This window comes from Pseudogemmobacter hezensis (assembly GCF_013155295.1).
Lineage (GTDB): Bacteria > Pseudomonadota > Alphaproteobacteria > Rhodobacterales > Rhodobacteraceae > Pseudogemmobacter > Pseudogemmobacter hezensis.
Genome location: NZ_JABJXT010000011.1, coordinates 26,221 through 43,920 on the forward strand (window position 1 = coordinate 26,221; position 17,700 = coordinate 43,920).

Annotated in this window: 15 protein-coding genes and 1 tRNA gene; 13 read left to right on the top strand and 3 right to left on the bottom strand. The window is 63.2% G+C overall.

Annotated features, from left to right (window positions below; genetic code table 11):
* Nucleotides 1-36: 36 nt before the first annotated feature.
* Nucleotides 37-1,161 (top strand): flavodoxin-dependent (E)-4-hydroxy-3-methylbut-2-enyl-diphosphate synthase, encoded by a 1,125-nt coding sequence (ispG, locus tag HOY34_RS13160; RefSeq protein ID WP_172363602.1) that lies wholly within the window; start codon nt 37-39, stop codon nt 1,159-1,161.
* Nucleotides 1,162-1,236: 75 nt separating this feature from the next.
* Here the strand turns inward: ispG and HOY34_RS13165 are convergent, their stop codons facing one another.
* On the bottom strand, nt 1,237-1,986 hold the full coding sequence (locus HOY34_RS13165; RefSeq protein WP_172363604.1) for a DsbA family protein: 750 nt from the start codon (nt 1,984-1,986) through the stop codon (nt 1,237-1,239).
* A 94-nt stretch (nt 1,987-2,080) separates the two neighbouring features.
* Between HOY34_RS13165 and HOY34_RS13170 the strand changes: the two genes are divergently transcribed.
* The 12 genes from HOY34_RS13170 to HOY34_RS13225 all read left to right on the top strand — a co-directional run bounded on the left by HOY34_RS13170 (nt 2,081) and on the right by HOY34_RS13225 (nt 16,271).
* Nucleotides 2,081-3,232, top strand: a complete 1,152-nt coding sequence (locus tag HOY34_RS13170) for a pyridoxal phosphate-dependent aminotransferase (protein ID WP_172363606.1) — start codon at nt 2,081-2,083, stop codon at nt 3,230-3,232.
* Nucleotides 3,233-3,375: 143 nt separating this feature from the next.
* Nucleotides 3,376-4,587, top strand: a complete 1,212-nt coding sequence (locus tag HOY34_RS13175; protein ID WP_253944459.1) for an N-acetylmuramoyl-L-alanine amidase — start codon at nt 3,376-3,378, stop codon at nt 4,585-4,587.
* Between the two features lie 132 nt (nt 4,588-4,719).
* Nucleotides 4,720-7,284: a penicillin-binding protein 1A gene (locus HOY34_RS13180; RefSeq protein WP_172363610.1), complete on the top strand. Its 2,565-nt coding sequence runs from the start codon at nt 4,720-4,722 to the stop codon at nt 7,282-7,284.
* Between the two features lie 202 nt (nt 7,285-7,486).
* Complete coding sequence (gene prfB / locus HOY34_RS13185; RefSeq protein WP_172363611.1) at nt 7,487-8,608, top strand: peptide chain release factor 2; 1,122 nt, start codon at nt 7,487-7,489, stop codon at nt 8,606-8,608.
* Between the two features lie 130 nt (nt 8,609-8,738).
* Nucleotides 8,739-9,767, top strand: a complete 1,029-nt coding sequence (gene argC / locus HOY34_RS13190) for an N-acetyl-gamma-glutamyl-phosphate reductase (RefSeq protein ID WP_172363612.1) — start codon at nt 8,739-8,741, stop codon at nt 9,765-9,767.
* 112 nt (nt 9,768-9,879) lie between these two features.
* Complete coding sequence (gene ccmE, locus HOY34_RS13195; RefSeq protein ID WP_172363816.1) at nt 9,880-10,326, top strand: cytochrome c maturation protein CcmE; 447 nt, start codon at nt 9,880-9,882, stop codon at nt 10,324-10,326.
* 195 nt (nt 10,327-10,521) lie between these two features.
* On the top strand, nt 10,522-12,264 hold the full coding sequence (argS, locus tag HOY34_RS13200; RefSeq protein ID WP_172363818.1) for an arginine--tRNA ligase: 1,743 nt from the start codon (nt 10,522-10,524) through the stop codon (nt 12,262-12,264).
* Nucleotides 12,265-12,335: 71 nt separating this feature from the next.
* Entirely contained in the window at nt 12,336-13,547 is a 1,212-nt protein-coding gene (locus HOY34_RS13205) for an SPOR domain-containing protein (RefSeq protein WP_253944445.1), read from the top strand.
* Nucleotides 13,544-14,590, top strand: a complete 1,047-nt coding sequence (nagZ, locus tag HOY34_RS13210) for a beta-N-acetylhexosaminidase (protein WP_172363613.1) — start codon at nt 13,544-13,546, stop codon at nt 14,588-14,590. Before HOY34_RS13205 ends, nagZ begins: the two co-directional genes overlap by 4 nt.
* The gene (locus HOY34_RS13215; RefSeq protein WP_172363614.1) at nt 14,587-15,399 is read left to right on the top strand and encodes a segregation and condensation protein A; all 813 of its coding nucleotides are present in this window, start codon (nt 14,587-14,589) and stop codon (nt 15,397-15,399) included. Before nagZ ends, HOY34_RS13215 begins: the two co-directional genes overlap by 4 nt.
* Nucleotides 15,400-15,412: 13 nt before the next feature.
* Nucleotides 15,413-16,054, top strand: a complete 642-nt coding sequence (gene scpB, locus HOY34_RS13220; RefSeq protein ID WP_172363615.1) for an SMC-Scp complex subunit ScpB — start codon at nt 15,413-15,415, stop codon at nt 16,052-16,054.
* A gap of 10 nt (nt 16,055-16,064) precedes the next feature.
* Nucleotides 16,065-16,271: a hypothetical protein gene (locus tag HOY34_RS13225; RefSeq protein ID WP_172363616.1), complete on the top strand. Its 207-nt coding sequence runs from the start codon at nt 16,065-16,067 to the stop codon at nt 16,269-16,271.
* Between the two features lie 42 nt (nt 16,272-16,313).
* On the opposite strand, the gene HOY34_RS13230 is transcribed toward HOY34_RS13225, so the two are convergent.
* The gene (locus tag HOY34_RS13230; RefSeq protein ID WP_172363617.1) at nt 16,314-17,414 is read right to left on the bottom strand and encodes a 2'-deoxycytidine 5'-triphosphate deaminase; all 1,101 of its coding nucleotides are present in this window, start codon (nt 17,412-17,414) and stop codon (nt 16,314-16,316) included.
* A gap of 116 nt (nt 17,415-17,530) precedes the next feature.
* Nucleotides 17,531-17,609, bottom strand: a tRNA-Pro gene (locus HOY34_RS13235).
* Nucleotides 17,610-17,700 lie beyond the last annotated feature (91 nt).

The window sequence follows — 17,700 nt, forward strand, 5'->3', positions numbered from 1 at the left end:
ACTAAACAGGGCAGGACAGCACCGGAGTATGCGGGAATGAGTCTGAACCCGATCCGCCCCTGGCGGAACATAGAGCGCCGCCAGAGCCGCCAGATCATGGTTGGCAATGTGCCCGTGGGCGGGGACGCGCCGATCTCGGTGCAGACGATGACGAACACCATCACCTCAGACGTGCGGGCGACGCTGGATCAGGTGATCCGCGCGGCGGATGCCGGGGCTGATATCGTTCGGGTCTCGGCCCCGGATGTGGAAAGCACCGTCGCCCTGCATGAGATCTGCCGCGAAAGCCCGGTGCCGATCGTCGCCGACATCCATTTCCACTATAAGCGCGCGATTGAGGCCGCCGAGGCAGGCGCCGCCTGTCTGCGGATCAATCCGGGCAATATCGGCGATGCAAAACGCGTGGCCGAGGTCGTGCGGGCCGCGAAAGACCATGGCTGCTCGATCCGGATCGGGGTGAATGCCGGGTCTTTGGAAAAGCATCTCCTTGATAAATATGGAGAGCCATGCCCGGATGCGATGGTTGAAAGCGGGCTGGACCACATCAAAATCCTCCAGGATCACGACTTTCACGAGTTCAAAATCTCGGTAAAAGCATCCGACGTATTCCTCGCCGCTGCAGCCTATCAACAGCTGGCAGCTGCAACCGATGCGCCGATCCATCTGGGCATCACCGAGGCAGGCGGCCTGATGTCGGGCACCGTGAAATCTGCGGTGGGCCTTGGAAGCCTCTTGTGGTTCGGCATCGGCGACACGATCCGGGTGTCGCTGTCGGCGGATCCGGTTGAGGAGGTCAAAGTCGGCTATGAGATCCTGAAATCGCTGGGCCTGCGCACCCGCGGCGTGCAGATCATCTCTTGCCCGAGCTGTGCGCGTCAGGGGTTCGACGTGATCAAAACGGTCGAAAAACTCGAGCGCAGGCTTGAACATATCAAGACGCCGATGAGTCTTTCGATCATCGGCTGCGTGGTCAATGGGCCCGGTGAGGCGCTGATGACTGATATTGGCTTTACCGGCGGCGGCGCTGGCAATGGCATGGTCTATATGGCCGGAAAACAAAGCCATAAAATGTCAAATGACGCGATGATCGACCATATTGTTGAATTGGTCGAAAAACGCGCAGGCGAGATCGATGCGGCAGAGGCAAAGGCCGCCGAATAAGCGAAACCCGCAATCTTTGAAGATTGCGGGCCGATTTCTGCAAGAAATCGTTGCGGATCCTTGCAAGGATCCGTGTCAGCCTTCGCGCTGACGCTCGACAATCTGGCGCATGCCATCAAGCGGCACATAGCCACGCACCATTGCGTCATCAATCACGAAAGTCGGCGTGCCATTGATCGCCATTTTGTCGGCGAGGGCGTAGTTGGCCTCAATGACCGCCTGCACCTCTGGCGTCTCTGCCTTTGCAAGGATCGCTGCGGGATCGAGGCCCATATCCGTGGCAACACGTGACAGCGATTCCGGTGTCATATCGCCCCGCATGGCGAAAAGCGCGTCATGGGCCTTCTTGTAAGCCTCATCGCCGTGGATCATCCGCACTGCGATGGCGAATTTTGCCGCAAGCACCGATTGCTCGCCGAGGACCGGAAACTCTTTCAGCACAAAGCGAATATTGCCGTCGGTTTTGACCAGCTCTTCCACTTCGGCAAAGGCTTTGTGGCAATAGCCGCAGCGGTAATCCATGAATTCGACCACGGTGACATCGCCTTGCAGATTTCCACCCGCCCAGTCATTCGCATTGTTGAAAATCGCATCGCGGTTTTCGGCCAGCATATCGATGTCCCGCTGGGCCGATGCGTCATCCTCACGCGATTGCAGAACCTTCATTGCCTCCAGGATGATCTCCGGGTTTTCCAGCAGATAATCGGCCACAGCCTGGTTGAACACCTCGGGCTCAGAGGCGATCATATCCTTCAGCCCCTCGGCCTGGGCGGCAGAAAAAGTGACTGCCGTAAACAAAGCAGCGAGGGTAAGCGCGGGACGCATGGGAAATCCTTCCGGGTTGACCTTTGCACGTGCCGGGGGCAGTCAGCCCTGAAGATGGCCGGAACGCGGTTGGTGGCACTTTAGGGGGCATGGGATGGACAGATCAAGTCAGCGGGCCAGGCGGGGCGATGTTGATCCCTTTATTGTGATGGATGTGATGGAACATGCGCGCGCCCTGGAAGAGGCCGGGCGCAGCATCATCCATATGGAGGTCGGCCAGCCCGGCACCCCCGCCCCAAAGGGCGCACGTCAGGCGCTGGCCCGGGCGCTGGATCAGCCGCTGGGCTATACGGTCGCGCTTGGTCTGCCTGCCCTGCGTCAGGGTATCGCCGATCTATACCACCGCTGGTATGGGATCACGCTTGATCCGGCGCGGGTGGTGGTGACGGCAGGCTCTTCGGGCGCTTTCCTTCTGGCCTTCACAGCGCTGTTCGAGGCCGGGCAGCGGGTGGGCCTTGGTGAGCCGGGCTATCCCAGTTACCGCCAGATCCTGCGTGCCCTGTCGCTGGTGCCAGTCGGCATTCCTGCCCAGCCCGAAAACCGCCTGCAGCCGGTGCCTGCCGATCTTGCGGGCCATGACATTGACGGGCTGATCGTGGCCTCGCCGGGCAATCCCTCGGGCACCATGCTTGATCATGCGGCGCTCAGCGCCCTGATCTCCTGGGCCGAGGCAAAGGGCGTCCCGTTCATCTCGGATGAGATTTACCACGGGCTGCATTATGGCGAGCGCGCGGTCTCGGCGCTGGAAATCAGCCAGAGCCCCTGGGTGATCAATTCCTTCTCGAAATATTTCTCGATGACCGGCTGGCGGATCGGCTGGATGGTGGTGCCCGAAGATCAGGTCCGCCGGGTCGAGCGGCTGGCGCAGAATATGTTCATCTGCCCGCCCCATCCCGCGCAGCTGGCCGCGCTGGCCGCGCTGGACTGCGAGGCCGAGATGGAGGAAAATCGCGCCGTCTACCGCGAGAACCGCCGCCTGATGCTGGAAGGCCTGCCCGAGGCTGGCTTTACCAAAATCGCGCCGCCTGACGGGGCCTTTTATATATATGCCGATGTCTCGGATCTGACCGATGACAGCCTGGGGCTGGCGCGTGAGATCCTTGAGGGGGCAGGGGTTGCGGTCACGCCGGGCCTCGATTTCGACCCAAAGCGCGGTCATCAGACGCTGCGCTTTTCCTATGCCCGCTCGACCGCTGACATTGCCGAGGGGCTGCGCCGTCTGAAGGCCTTCATGGCGGCAAGGTGAATGGACTTTTCCGCCCCCGCTTTCCATAGTCTGGCCAGGGGGCAGAGGGCTTGCCCTGACATTGGCAGACAGATTGCGCTGGCAGGCAGATTGCGCGGGATTACAGGATGCGGGTTTTCATTCGGCTTTTGACGCTGTTGCTGATGCTGGTGACGGCGACGGTGACGGGGGGGGCGGCAAGGGCCGAGGCCCAGGAGTTCACCGCGCTTGCCCGCTTTGAACCGGGCCTTTCGCAACTGCGCGAAACCCAGGGGGCGCTGCATCTTGATCTGGTGATCAGCCAGCCCGTGCCCTGGCGGGTGCGTATGCTGGACAATCCGCCCAGGATGGTGCTCGACATGCGTGAGGTCGACTGGGCGGGGCTGGAGCGGATGACCCGTGACGCGCCGGCGGTGAAATCCCTGCGGGCAGGGGCCTTTCGTCCCGGCTGGTCGCGCCTCGTGATAGAGCTGGACGGGCCGTGGCTGGTCTCACGCGCCGGGATGGAAACCGGGGATGGCGCAGAGAACAGCGCGGGCGGGCCGACGCGGGTGGCGATCACGCTTGACCGCAGCTCGCGTGAGAATTTCGCCCGCCTTGCCGCGCTGCCAGAGCCAGAGGAATGGGCGCTGCCGCCCGCTGCGGATCTGCCGCCGCCCGTGCGGCGCAAGGGCGGGCCGATTGTGGTCGTGCTGGATCCGGGCCATGGCGGCATTGATCCGGGCGCAGAGCGCGATGGCCATAAAGAGGCCGATCTGATGCTGGTCTTTGCCCGAGAATTCAAAGAGTTGCTGTCCCGCGACGAAAGGTTCCGGGTGGTCATGACCCGCGAAGAGGACATCTTCGTGCCGCTTGAGGCGCGGATCTCGCTGGCCCGTGCGGCGGCGGCGGATCTGTTCATCTCGCTGCATGCCGATGCCCTGGCCGAGGGCGAAGCGCATGGAACAACCCTTTACACCCTGTCGGATGAGGCCAGCGATGCCGCCGCCGCCGCCCTGGCTGAACGCCATGCCCGCGACGATCTGCTGGCGGGCATTGACCTCTCGGCGCAGGATGATCTGGTGGCAACGGTGCTGATCGACATGGCCCGCACCGAGACGAAACCGCGTATCGCGCGGCTGGTCACCGCCCTTGAGGCGTCGATCCGGGCGGCGGATCTGCGCATGCACCGCAAACCGCATCAGGAGGGGGGCTTCTCGGTGCTGAAATCGCCCGACATCCCCTCGGTGCTGGTCGAGCTGGGCTTTTTGTCCTCATCGCGGGATCTGAAGCGACTGACAGATGCCGAATGGCGCGCGAAAATGGCGGCGGCTTTGCGCGACGGCATTCTGGCCTGGGCCAAAGAGGATGCCGCGCTTCGGGCGGTGCGCGACTAGCAGGGCCCCGGGATGGCTGAGGGGGGGCAGGCCCGCGCAATCCCGCCTCTGTCACCGGGTGTTGAAGCCCGGGGTTTTGACGCAGCAGCGCGTCTGATATAGTGAGAACCCGATCAGCCGGAGATTTCAGCAGTGTTGCGATTCACCGCCTCTTTTCTTGGGGCCATCTTTTCCGCCGTCACGCTGGGGATTTTCTTCGGTGCGCTGACGATTGGTGCGATCTTCTGGATGTATTCGCGCGATCTGCCCAGCCATGAAAGCCTTGCGCAATATGCGCCCGCGACCATCAGCCGGATCTATTCCGGCGAGGGGCGTATCCTTGACGAATTCGCCGAAGAGCGCCGGCTTTTCGTCTCGGCCGAGGATATTCCGGATCTCGTGAAAGAGGCCTTCGTCTCGGCTGAGGATAAGGATTTCTTCAAGCACCAGGGCTATGATGCGCGGGCAATGGTTGCCGCCTTTACCGAGGCCGTGCGCTCGCGCGGGCAGGACGTGCGCGGTGCCTCGACCATCACCCAGCAGGTGGCGAAGAACATGTTGCTGGATGGCACCCGCAAGGGCGCGGCCGGGGTTGAGCGCAAGATCAAGGAAATCATTCTGGCAACCCGGCTGGAAGAGACGCTGTCCAAGGACCGTATTCTTGAAATTTACCTCAATGAGATTTTCCTTGGTCAGAACTCTTATGGGGTGGCCGCGGCCGCCCAGACCTATTTCAACAAAAGCCTGACCGAGCTTGCGCCCCATGAGGCCGCGATGCTGGCCTCGATGCCGCAGGCGCCCGGGCGCTATCATCCGGTCACCGCGAAACAGCGCGTGACCGACCGGCGCAATTACGTCCTGCATGAGATGTGGGACAACGGCTATATCGACGAGGCGACCTACCGCGCTGAGCGCGAGCTGCCGCTGAAATCGGTGCAGAACGGCGATTTCCAGTCCTATCGCCAGGAGTTGCCGGGGCGGACCTATTTCACCGAAGAGGTCTCGCGCCAGCTGTCACGGGATTTCGGCCGCAAAGAGTTCTTTGAGGGCGGCATGACCATTCGTGCCACCATCGACCAGGACCTGCAGGACATCGCCGAGGCAGCCCTGCGTCGTGCGCTTGAGAAATATGACCGTGGCATCGGCGTCTGGCGTGGCACCGGCAAGGTGATCCCTGCCGATCTTCTGTCGCGCGAAGAGGATTGGCGGGCAGCTTTGGCCGCCAGCGATGTGCCGCGCGATATCGACGGCTGGTATCCGGCGGTGGTGCTGTCTTTGGGCGAGCGCTCGGCCCGGATCGGCATCGAGGATGTCGCTGAGGATGGCGAGGGCCATTTCATTCCTGCCGATGATGTGACCTGGGCGCGCAAGCGGCTGGCCGATGGCAAGCTGGGCAAGAAGGCCACGCGCGCCTCGGATCTGGTGGATGTCGGTGATGTGGTGCTGGTCAGGCGGATGACCAAAGACAGCGATGGCTCTTTCATCCGCTGGACGCTGCGCCAGGTGCCAGAGGTGCAGGGCGCCTTTATGGCGATGGACGTCAATACCGGCCGCGTTCTGGCGATGCAGGGCGGCTTTTCCTATCAGTATTCGGTATTCAACCGCGCCACCCAGGCCGAGCGTCAGCCCGGATCCAGCTTCAAGCCCTTCGTCTATGCGGCGGCTCTGGACAGTGGCTATACACCGGCCACGATCGTGGTCGATGCGCCGATCGAGATCTCGACGCCGCAGGGGCTGTGGACGCCGAAAAACGCCTCGAACAAATTCTATGGCCCGACGCCTTTGCGCACCGGGATCGAGCAGTCGCGCAACCTGATGACCATCCGCCTGGCGCAGGAAGTGGGGATGAATACCGTCGCCTCTTATGCCGAGCGCTTTGGCGTCTATGACCGTCTGAACCCGCTTTTGGCCAATAGCCTTGGGGCGCAGGAAACCACGCTTTACAAGATGGTCGCCGCCTATGCGATGTTCGCCAATGGCGGCGAACGGGTCGAGCCGACGCTGGTTGACCGGGTGCAGGACCGTTACGGCCGCACCATCTATCGCCACGACAAGCGCAGCTGCGAGGATTGCACCCTTGGCGATCTGCCGCGCGGCGAGGGGGTGCGGATCACCTCGAACCGCGAGCGGGTGATGGATGCGATCACCGCCTATCAGCTGACCTCTATGATGGAGGGGGTTGTGCAGCGCGGGTCCGGTTCGGGCGTCAATCTGCCGGTGCCGGTCGCGGGCAAGACCGGAACCACCAATGACGCGAAAGACGTGTGGTTCATCGGCTATACCTCGAATGTGGTGGCGGGCTGCTATATCGGCTTTGACCAGCCGCGCACCCTGGGGGCGCGGGCCTATGGCGGCACGCTTTGCGTGCCGGTCTTCCAGGAGTTCATGAAAGACGTGGTCAAGAAATACGGCGGCTCGCAGTTCCGGGTGCCGCCGGGGGGCTATTTCGTGAAGATCGACCGCTTTACCGGGGCGCGGCTGTCGCCGGATGCGACCGGGGCGAATGTGGTCTCGGAATATTTCCGCGAGGGCGAGGATGTGATCTTCGGCCAGGGGGCGCTGGTTGATGGCGGCTTTGAGATGGGGCAGAACCTGCCGCTCTTTGCCTATGGCGAGACCGAAAGCGGGGCGGTGACGGCGACGACGGCCTCGGGGCAGACGACGGTGATCCCGGGCAAGGCCGATTTCGGCACGGTATCCTCTGGCGGGCTTTACTGATCAGAGGGCCCTGAACAGACGGAGCGGGCCTGCGCACTTTCGGAGGCGCAGGCCAGGCCTTTGGCCTCTGCAGCATCGGTTGCACGAAGCCTGCGCACGCGAGGTCTTTTGGCCTGCCTCTCGCGCCTTTGGGCCTGTTGTGCCCCTTGTGAGCGGGCAAACCAGGCGATATGACGCCGGACGACGATTGAGAGGGTGAAAGATGCGCGCCGAGACGCAAGCGAATATTGAACAGATCCGCAAATCCCTGAGCCTTCTGGGCCAGAGGGTTGATCTTGAGATGGCGCCGCATCGCCTGGAGGAATTCAACGCGCTGATCGAGCAACCCGATCTGTGGAACGATCCGGCCCGCGCCCAAAAGCTGATGCGCGAGCGTCAGTCGCTGATGGATGCGCTGAACGGCTATCGGATGATCGAGAACGGGCTGAACGACAATATCGGCCTGATCGAGCTGGGCGAGGCTGAGGGCGAGGATGCGCTGGTCACCGAGGCTGAGGAGGCGCTGAAGGCGCTTTTGGAGGTTGCCGCGCAAAAAGAGCTGGAGGCTTTGCTGAATGGCGAGGCTGACGGCAATGACACCTTCCTTGAGATCAACGCAGGCGCCGGTGGCACGGAAAGCCAGGACTGGGCCGAGATGCTGGCCCGGATGTTCACCCGCTGGGCCGAGCGTCGCGGCTTTACCGTCGAGATGCTCTCCGAGGAAGCCGGGCAGGAGGCGGGGATCAAATCGGTCGCCTATAAGATCTCGGGCCACAATGCCTATGGCTGGCTGAAAACGGAATCGGGCGTGCACCGCCTGGTGCGGATTTCGCCCTTCGGCTCGGGCGACAAGCGGCAGACCTCTTTTGCCTCGGTCTGGGTCTATCCGGTTGTTGACGACAATATCGAGATCGAGGTGCTGGACAAAGACATCCGCATCGACACCTTCCGCTCCTCGGGCGCGGGCGGCCAGCACGTCAACAAGACGGATTCGGCGGTCAGGATCACCCACTTCCCGACAGGCATCGTGGTGACCTCATCTCTGAAATCGCAGCACCAGAACCGCGAGATCGCGATGAATGCGCTGAAGGCGCGGCTTTATCAGATCGAGCTGGACAAGCGCTCGGCCGCGATCAATGAGGCGCATGACGCCAAGGGCGATGCGGGCTGGGGCAACCAGATCCGATCCTATGTGCTGCAGCCTTACCAGATGGTGAAGGATCTGCGCACCAACCATGAAACCTCGGACACCCAAGGCGTGCTGGACGGCGATCTTGACCCCTTCATGGCGGCGACCCTGGCGCTGGATATGGCCGGGAAAAGCCGCGCCGACGCCGAGGGCTGACGCCAGGACCGACTGACGCGCCCCTGAAAATGGGGCGCAGACCTGCGTCATCTTCCCTGCCGCATTGCAAATGGCGCGATTTGACGCCAATTAGGCAGGGCAATTCCCTCTTCCTCGCAGGACGACGCAAATGACCTTCCGTATCGCCATTCTGGGGGCCTCGGGCTATACCGGGGCCGAGCTGGTTCGCCTGATCGCAGGCCATCCGCAGATGCGCATCACCGCACTTTCGGCGGATCGCAAGGCGGGTATGGCGATGGCCGATGTATTCCCCTTCCTGCGCCATCTGGATCTTCCGCGCCTGGTGAAGATCGACGAGATCGACTTTACGCAGATCGATCTGTGCTTTTGCGCCCTGCCGCATGCGACCAGCCAGGCGGTGATCTCACAGCTGCCGCGCGATCTGAAAATCGTCGATCTCTCGGCTGATTTCCGTCTGCGCGACCCGGCGGAATATGAAAAGTGGTACGGCCAGCCGCATGCCGCCCTCGATTTGCAGAAGGAGGCCGTCTACGGCCTGACCGAGTTCTACCGTGATGAGATCCGCAACGGCCGCCTGATCGCGGGCACCGGCTGCAATGCGGCGACCGGGCAATATGCGCTGCGCCCGCTGATCCAGGCGGGGGTGATCGACCTTGATGAAATCGTGATCGACCTGAAGGCAGGCGTCTCGGGCGCGGGCCGTTCGCTGAAGGAAAACCTGCTTCACGCCGAGCTCTCTGGCGGCACCCATGCCTATTCCGCAGGCGGCAAACACCGCCACCTGGGCGAGTTCGATCAGGAATTCTCGAAAATCGCAGGCCGCCCGGTGCTGGTGCAGTTCACGCCGCATCTCCTGCCGATGAACCGCGGCATCCTTGCCACCACCTATGTGCGCGGCGATGCGAAAGTCGTGCATCAGACCCTGGCCGCCACCTATAGGGACGAGCCCTTCCTCCAGGTGCTGCCCTTTGGCAGCCTGCCCTCGACCCGCGACATCGCAGGCTCGAACCAATGCCATATCGGGGTGACCGCTGACCGGATCGCAGGCCGTGCGGTGGTGGTTGCGGTGCTTGACAATCTGACCAAGGGCTCGTCGGGCCAGGCCTTGCAAAACGCCAATCTGACGCTGGGCCTTGATGAGACTGCAGGCCTGACCATGGCGCCGATCTTCCCCTGATATCGGCCCGATTGATCGAAATCACAGAAGTCCCGGCGCCGCCATGCCAGTCTGGTGCCGGGATGACTAGGAAAGCGCCATGCAAAGCACAGCCAAGCCAAAGTTTCGCGGGATGAAGGGGCTGAAAAAACAGCGCCGGATCCAGATCATCATCCTCGCTTTCCTGGCGCTGTTCCTGACCACGGTTTTCGTCGGCATCGCGCTGACTGATGGCATCAATTTCTTCCGCAGCCCAACCCAGACCCTGGAAGAAAAGCCTGACCCGGATGAGACCTTCCGCCTCGGCGGCCTCGTGAAACCCGGCTCGATCGTCAACCGCCCCGGCGTCCATTTCGATTTCGTCATCACCGATGGCGCGGCCGAGATCCCGGTCAGCTATATCGGCAAAGACCCGCGCCCGGATCTTTTCACCGAAAACACCGGCACGATTGCCACCGGAAATCTGATCGACGGCACCTTCCATGCCACGACACTTCTTGCCAAACATGACGAGACCTATATGCCCAAAGAGGTGATGGACGCGCTTAAAGAACAAGGCGTCTACAAAGCGCCCCAATAATGTCCCGGCCCCTGGCAGCCCATAAAACGGCCTGCTTCACTGCTGCCTTTCATCTGTCGAAAAATACCCGGGGGTCAGCGCGGCACGCGCGGCAGGGAGCAGAGCCCCCTGTTCCGACGTCTGCGACCAGCGCTTCGCTTGACCAATCCCCCCGCCTCTGGCAATGCCTCTTCTGTCAGAACAGGATTTGATCAGATGAACCTCTTTGCGGATATCCGCGGCGCGGTGGTGGATGCTCTGGGCCGGATGGCCGGGGAAGGCACGCTTCCCGCAGGTCTCGACCTCTCGAATGTCGCGGTCGAGCCGCCGCGTGACGCCGCCCATGGCGATATGGCGACCAATGCGGCAATGGTCTTGGCGAAGCCCGCGGGCCTGCAGCCGCGCGCGATTGCCGATGCGCTTGCCCGCCATCTGATGGCAGACCCACGCATCGCGGGGGCCGAGGTTGCGGGCCCGGGCTTTCTCAACCTGCGGCTTGATCCTGCGCTCTGGCAGGGGCTGGTGCGCGTCGCGCTGACCGAGGGCACCGATTTCGGCCGCTCGGCCATTGGTGGCGGTGAGAAGGTCAATATCGAATTTGTCTCGGCCAATCCGACCGGCCCGATGCATGTCGGCCATGTGCGCGGCGCGGTGGTGGGCGATGCGCTCTCGAACCTGCTGGCTTTCGCGGGCTGGAACGTCACCCGCGAATATTACGTCAACGACGGCGGCGCCCAGGTCGATGTGCTGGCCCGCTCGGCCTATGAGCGCTACCGCGAGGCCAATGGCCTGGAGCCTGAGATCCGCGAAGGCCTTTACCCCGGCGATTACCTGATCCCGGTGGGCGAGGCGCTGAAAGAAAAATACGGCACCAGCCTGATCGATCAGCCTGAATCCGTCTGGCTGGCCGATATCCGCGAATTTGCCACCGATGCGATGATGCAGATGATCCGTGAGGATCTGGATGCGCTTGGCGTCAGGATGGATGTCTATTCCTCTGAAAAGGCGCTTTACGGCACCGGAGAGATCGAGGCTGCAATCGCCGAGCTGCGCGAGAAGGGCCTGATCTATGAAGGCGTGCTTGAGCCCCCGAAAGGCAAGCAGCTGGAAGACTGGGAGCCGCGCGAGCAAACGCTGTTCCGCTCGACCGCGCATGGCGATGATGTGGACCGCCCGGTGATGAAATCGGATGGCGGCTGGACCTATTTCGCGCCCGACATCGCCTATCACTACAATAAGGTGAAGCGCGGCTTCGATCAGCTGATCGACATTTTCGGCGCTGACCACGGCGGCTATGTCAAACGGATGAAGGCGGCCGTGGCAGCCCTGTCCGGTGGCCGGGTGCCGCTGGACATCAAGCTGATCCAGCTGGTCAAGCTGTTCAAAAACGGCGAACCCTTCAAGATGTCCAAGCGGGCAGGCACCTTTGTGACCCTGCGCGACGTGGTCGAAGAGGCGGGGGCCGATGTCACCCGTTTCATCATGCTGACCCGCAAGAACGACATCGCGCTGGATTTCGACTTTGCCAAAGTGCTGGAGCAGTCGAAGGACAATCCGGTCTTCTACGTGCAATATGCCAATGCCCGGGTGAACTCGGTTTTGCGCCGCGCGCGTGAGGCCGGGATTGCGGTCGATGACACCACGCTGATGGCCGCAGATCACAGCGGTCTGTCGCATACGGCCGAGATCGCGCTTTTGAAAAAGATCGCCGAATGGCCGCGTCTGGTGGAAATCGCCGCCCGCAACAACGAGCCGCATCGCATCGCCTTCTACCTCTATGAGCTTGCCTCGGAATTCCATGGATTGTGGAATCGTGGCAATGATGAGCAGGAATTGCGCTTCGTTCAGGAAAAAACGGCTGATTCTCAGGCGAAAATCGCATTGGCCCGTGCCACGGGCGTTGTTATTTCCGCCGGTCTTGCTATCCTTGGCGTGACACCGGTCGAAGAGATGCGCTGATAAAACTGCGCCCGTGATCGGTCCTTCAGGCAGGGTGAAAATCCAGGGTTGATCAGGCGCAGAGGGCAGGCATGGCAAACGCTGATTATGGCGCTGAGCATCGCGGGCATGCATCGCAGTCCGCAGCCGGAAACGGTCCCTCGCAGCATTCGCGGGGGGCTGATGACATGGCCGCCCGCCGCTTTGCAGCGCCCCCGGCCTATGGGCGCCAGCCAGCCGCCCAGGGCTATGCCCAGCCGAACCGCGCGCCGATAAACCCGGCCCCTTTGCCTGCCGCGCCGATGACGCGGGCGCAGCGTATGGTCAATATCGCAGGCGCTGTCGGTTCTGTGGCGCTGGTCGTCTCGCTTGCCTATTGGGGCTGGGAGCTGGCCGTGCGTGACGTGCGTGGCGTTCCCGTGGTTCGCGCGATGGAAGGGCCGATGCGCGTCGCGCCCTCTGGTCCCAGTGGGCTGGTGGTCAGCCATCAGGGGCTTGAGGTCAATGATGTCGCGGCGCGTGATGGCGGCAACCGCTCCGACACGGTGCGTCTTGCCCCTTCGGCCACAGAGCTGACCGCTGAGGATGTGGCCGGCCTGTCTGTTGCCGGGCCTGCCGCGCCTGAACTTGGTGCGCCGGAACCTGGTGCGCCAGAGACTGCGCTGATGGGCGAGGCGGCTGCCGATACGGCCCCGGTCACGCGCATGTCTGCGGCCGAGGAATCCCCGGCCCCGCTGGAGGTCGCGCCCGAGGCGCTGGCCCCGGCCACCACGCCAGATACGGCCGCGCCGGTGATCAGCCAGGATGAGGCCGTCGCGCTGGCCCTGGCCGAGGCGCTTGGCATGGATGATGCGGCTTCGGCCGAGCTGGTGGCCCAGGCCTCCCCGGCCTTGCCTGCGGGCGCAATGGCCACCTCACCGCGCCCGCGCGCGCGCCCAGGCAGCCTGAGCGTCGCCGCTGCCGGCGGCGCTGCTGCAGCACCTGCCCTGGCCGCGGGCACCGCGGCTGAGGGTGCGGCGGCTGCGACCCAGATTGATCCCGCCAGCCTGCAGCCGGGCACCCGCCTTGTGCAATTCGGTGCCTTTGAAAGCGAGGCCGATGCCGTTGCGGAATGGAGCAGGATCGCCGCGAAACTTGGCCCGCTGATGGGTGGCAAGGCGATGGTGGTGCAATCCGCCGAAAGCAGTGGTCATACCTTCTGGCGGCTGCGTGGCCATGGTTTCGCCAGCGAGGATGATGCGCGGCGCTTTTGCTCGGCCGCGGTGGCAGAGCAGATCAACTGTATCCCGGTGACCCAGCGATGAGTGGCAGTGACGTATCGGTGCAAGAGGGCGCGGCAGGGGCTGGCGCGGCGATTTTTGGCACCGCAGGCCCCGAACTTTTGCCGCAAGAGCGGGATTTCTTCCGCGATTACAACCCCTTCGGCTTTATCCTTTTTGCCCGCAATGTCGAGGATCCGGCGCAGCTTTCCCGCCTGACCGCCGAGCTGCGTGAGGCGGTGGGCCGCGACGCGCCGATCCTGATCGACCAGGAGGGCGGGCGCGTGCAGCGGATGCGTGCGCCGCACTGGCGTGAATGGCTGCCGCCGCTGGATCTTATCGGCCGTGCGGCAAGCCCCGAGGATGCGGCGCGGCTGATGGAGATCATGGCCCGCCTGATCGCATCTGAACTTCGCGCGGTCGGGATCGACGCGAATTGCGCACCTGTTGCCGATGTGGCCCGTGCAGACACCCATCCTTTCCTGAAAAACCGCTGCTATGGCACCGGGCCAGAGGCGGTGGCGCGGATCGCCCGCGCGGTGGCCGATGGCTATCTGGCCGGCGGCGTGCTGCCGGTGATGAAACATATGCCCGGCCACGGGCTTGCCCGCCAGGACACCCATCTGGAGCTGCCGCGCGTCACCACCTCTCGGGCAGAGCTGGCAGAGGTCGATTTCTGGCCCTTTACCGCGCTGGCCGATCTGCCGATGGCGATGACCGCGCATATTGTTTTCACCGAATATGACCCGCTGCACCCCGCCACCCAAAGTGCGGAAATGGTGCGGGTGATCCGCCATGAGATTGGATTCAAAGGTCTTTTGATGACCGATGACCTGAATATGGAGGCGCTTTCGGGCAGCCTGGATCAGCGCACCTCGGCCTCGATGCAGGCGGGCTGCGATATCGCGCTGCATTGCAAGGGCGATATGCGCCAGATGATCGAGGTGGCCCGCGCCGCAGGGGATATGACCCCGGCCGCCCGCAGCCGCGCCCTGGCCGCGCTGGCCTGCCGCACCGCACCTGCGCCCGTCGATATCCCCGCCCTCGAGGCAGAGTTTCAGGCTCTGTCCCGGGGATCTGCCGGATGAATGACGAAAGACAACTGCCGCTGGCAGATGACTGGACCGCGCCAGAGCGCCTTGACCCGACGGCGCGCCTGGCCGCCGAGGCGCTGATCGTCGATGTCGATGGTTTTGAAGGCCCGCTTGACCTTTTGCTGACGCTGTCGCGGACGCAGAAGGTGGATCTGCGCCGGATCTCGGTGCTGCGGCTGGCCGAGCAATATCTTCTGTTCGTGAACAAGGCGGCGAAGCTGCGGATCGAGCTGGCCGCTGATTACCTGGTCATGGCGGCCTGGCTGGCCTTTCTGAAATCGCGCCTTCTCCTGCCGCCCGAACCCGGCGAGGCGGGGCCTTCCGCTGAAGAGCTGGCCGCTCACCTCGCTTTCCAGCTGGAACGTCTGCAGGCGATGCGCGAGGCTGCGGCCCGGCTGATGGCCCGCGACCAGAAGGGCCGTGATTTCTTTGTGCGCGGCCAGCCCGAGACGGTCAGCCTGCAGCGTAAGGTCAGCTGGGAGGCCAATCTGCTGGATCTGATGCGCGCCTATGCCCGCATCCGCACCCGCGATGAGTTCCGCCCCTTCGTCATGGACCGCGAGCATGTTTTCACGATGGAGCAGGCGCTTGACCGGATGCGCGGCTTGATCGGCTATGTCGGCGAATGGTCGGATCTGTCGGGATTTCTGCCCGAGGGCTGGGATGCAACGCCGATGGCGCGGCGCTCGGCCACGGCGGCACATTTCGCGGCGGTGCTGGAGATGGCCAAGCGCGGCCAGCTGACGCTGCGCCAGGGCGAGACCTTCGCGCCGATCCAGATCCGCCGCGCAAGCCCTGAATGAGACCAGAGTTGAGATGAGCCGAGAGCCCGAAGAACAAAGCCTGTTCGACGCGCCGCCCATGGGCGAGCAAGAGCGTATGGTCGAGGCGATGCTGTTTGCCTCGGTCGAGCCGATGACGGTGGCAGAGCTGACCAAACGCATGCCGCATGGCTGCGACCCCGCCGAGGCGCTGGCTTACCTGCGCAAACGCTATGAGGGGCGCGGCGTGCATCTGGTGCGGGTGGGCGATGCCTGGGCCTTTCGCACCGCGGGCGATCTGGGCCATCTGATGGTGCGCGAATCGGTCGAAAGCCGCAAACTGTCACGCGCGGCGATCGAGACGCTGGCGATCATCTCTTATCACCAGCCGGTGACGCGGGCAGAAATTGAGGAAATCCGGGGTGTTGCGGTTTCCCGTGGCACCATCGACCAGCTGATGGAGATGGAGTGGATCCGCTTTGGCCGCCGCCGGATGACGCCGGGAAGGCCAACGACCTTCGTGGTCACGGAAGAGTTTCTTGACCATTTCGGCTTAGAATCGGCACGTGATCTGCCGGGGCTGAAAGAGCTGCGCCAGGCGGGACTGCTGGAAAGCCGTCCGATGCCGGGCCAGGATGCGCCGCGTGACGATGAGGATGAGGCCCAAAGCGGCCAGAGCGAATTGTTCGAGGATTGAGGGGAACAGGATGGACCTGAACCGTCTGATTCAGATGCTGATGCGGATGTTCTTGCAAAAAGCGGTGAACAAAGGCGTGCGCAGCGCGGCTGACTATGCGGCGCGTCGTGGCAAAACCCCGGCCGAGATGACCCCCGAAGAGCGCGAGCAGGAAAGACGCGCCAAAGACCTGGCGGATAAGGCCAAAAAACTGTCACGGCTGGGCCGCCGTCTCTGAGACGGCAGCAGCTGACGTAATTATTGGCGCACCTGCCAGATTTCAGCGAAACTGCTTGGCCAGTTTCAGCCCCTGGCCCTGATAATTCGATTTCAGATCGGCGCCATAGATGCGCTCGGGCAGGGCGGCCATACGCTCATAAACCAGACGCCCGACCACCTGGCCATGTTCCAGCACGAAGGGGGCCTCATGGCAGCGCACCTCAAGCACCCCGCGAGAGCCGTGCCCCCCCGCCGCGTCATGGCCAAAGCCGGGGTCAAAGAACCCGGCGTAATGTACGCGGAACTCGCCCACCATCGCCAGATAGGGGGCCATTTCGGCAGCATGATCGGGGGGAATGGTGACCGCCTCACGCGAGACCAGAATGTAGAAGGCACCAGGGTCCAGGATGATCCGCCCGTCGTCGCTGTGCACCTCTTCCCAGAAGTCACGCGCCGGGTAATGTGCGATCCGATCCAGGTCGATCACCCCGGTATGGGGCTTGGCGCGGTAGCCAACCAGCGTGCCGCTGGCCGGGCGCAGGTCGACCGAAAAGCCCAGGCCCTCGGATATCACGGGCGTGCCATCGACCAGCGGGGTTCTGTGGTGCAGGCTGGTCAGATCGCTGTCTGAAAGCGCCGCCTGGCCTGCGCGAAAGCGGATCTGGTTCAGCCGCTGTCCGGCGCGGACCAGGACTGAGAAGGAACGCGGGCAGACCTCGGCGTAAAGCGGGCCGTGATAGCCCTCGGGGATACGGTCAAACTCGGTGCCGCCATCGGTGATGGTGCGGGTCAGCAGATCCAGCCGCCCGGTCGAGCTTTTGGCATTGGCGACGGCGGTGATTCCCTGGGGAAGGGCCAGCGTCTCGGCCAGTTCGATCACATAGACGCAGCCCTTTTCCAGCACGGCGCCTTCGGTCAGGTCAACGCGGTGCATGGCAAATTCAGCGATACGCCCCGCCACGTCGCGGCCCTTCCCGGCCAGAAACGAGGCCCGGACCCGCCAGGCGGTGGTGCCAAGTCGAAGATCCAGGCTGGCGGGCTGGATCTGAGGATCTGTGATCTGGGGGGCTGCGGAAATCGCACCGCGGCCGATCAGACTGCGGATCGCATGATCGGGCAGGACGCCCGTGTCAGGGGTGGGGCGGTTGATGTCTTGTGCCATGCTTGCCTCCTGTGGGTGCGCCTGATTGGGCCGTGGCTGCGCGAGGGTTCGCCAGGGCACTGACATTACAAATGAAAACCGCCCGCGCTGCGAAAAGCAGGCGAGCGGTTTTTCGATGGTCGGGCCGGTGAGATTCGAACTCACGACCTCCCGCCCCCCAGACGGACGCGCTAAACCAGGCTGCGCTACGGCCCGACACTGAGCGTCTGAATAACGATTTCCCGGGCGGGTTCAAGCATAAAGCGGCAGGTTTTGACGGGAATTTCATCACCGAGCTTTGGCATTG

Bases quoted from the DNA above. Each gene is read 5' to 3' on its own strand.
- ispG (WP_172363602.1), top strand. From the start codon at position 37: ATGAGTCTGAACCCGATCCGCCCCTGGCGGAACATAGAGCGCCGCCAG.
- HOY34_RS13165 (WP_172363604.1), bottom strand. From the start codon at position 1,986: ATGCGTCCCGCGCTTACCCTCGCTGCTTTGTTTACGGCAGTCACTTTT.
- HOY34_RS13170 (WP_172363606.1), top strand. From the start codon at position 2,081: ATGGACAGATCAAGTCAGCGGGCCAGGCGGGGCGATGTTGATCCCTTT.
- HOY34_RS13175 (WP_253944459.1), top strand. From the start codon at position 3,376: ATGCTGGTGACGGCGACGGTGACGGGGGGGGCGGCAAGGGCCGAGGCC.
- prfB (WP_172363611.1), top strand. From the start codon at position 7,487: ATGCGCGCCGAGACGCAAGCGAATATTGAACAGATCCGCAAATCCCTG.
- argC (WP_172363612.1), top strand. From the start codon at position 8,739: ATGACCTTCCGTATCGCCATTCTGGGGGCCTCGGGCTATACCGGGGCC.
- ccmE (WP_172363816.1), top strand. From the start codon at position 9,880: ATGAAGGGGCTGAAAAAACAGCGCCGGATCCAGATCATCATCCTCGCT.
- argS (WP_172363818.1), top strand. From the start codon at position 10,522: ATGAACCTCTTTGCGGATATCCGCGGCGCGGTGGTGGATGCTCTGGGC.
- HOY34_RS13205 (WP_253944445.1), top strand. From the start codon at position 12,336: ATGGCAAACGCTGATTATGGCGCTGAGCATCGCGGGCATGCATCGCAG.
- nagZ (WP_172363613.1), top strand. From the start codon at position 13,544: ATGAGTGGCAGTGACGTATCGGTGCAAGAGGGCGCGGCAGGGGCTGGC.
- HOY34_RS13215 (WP_172363614.1), top strand. From the start codon at position 14,587: ATGAATGACGAAAGACAACTGCCGCTGGCAGATGACTGGACCGCGCCA.
- scpB (WP_172363615.1), top strand. From the start codon at position 15,413: ATGAGCCGAGAGCCCGAAGAACAAAGCCTGTTCGACGCGCCGCCCATG.
- HOY34_RS13225 (WP_172363616.1), top strand. From the start codon at position 16,065: ATGGACCTGAACCGTCTGATTCAGATGCTGATGCGGATGTTCTTGCAA.
- HOY34_RS13230 (WP_172363617.1), bottom strand. From the start codon at position 17,414: ATGGCACAAGACATCAACCGCCCCACCCCTGACACGGGCGTCCTGCCC.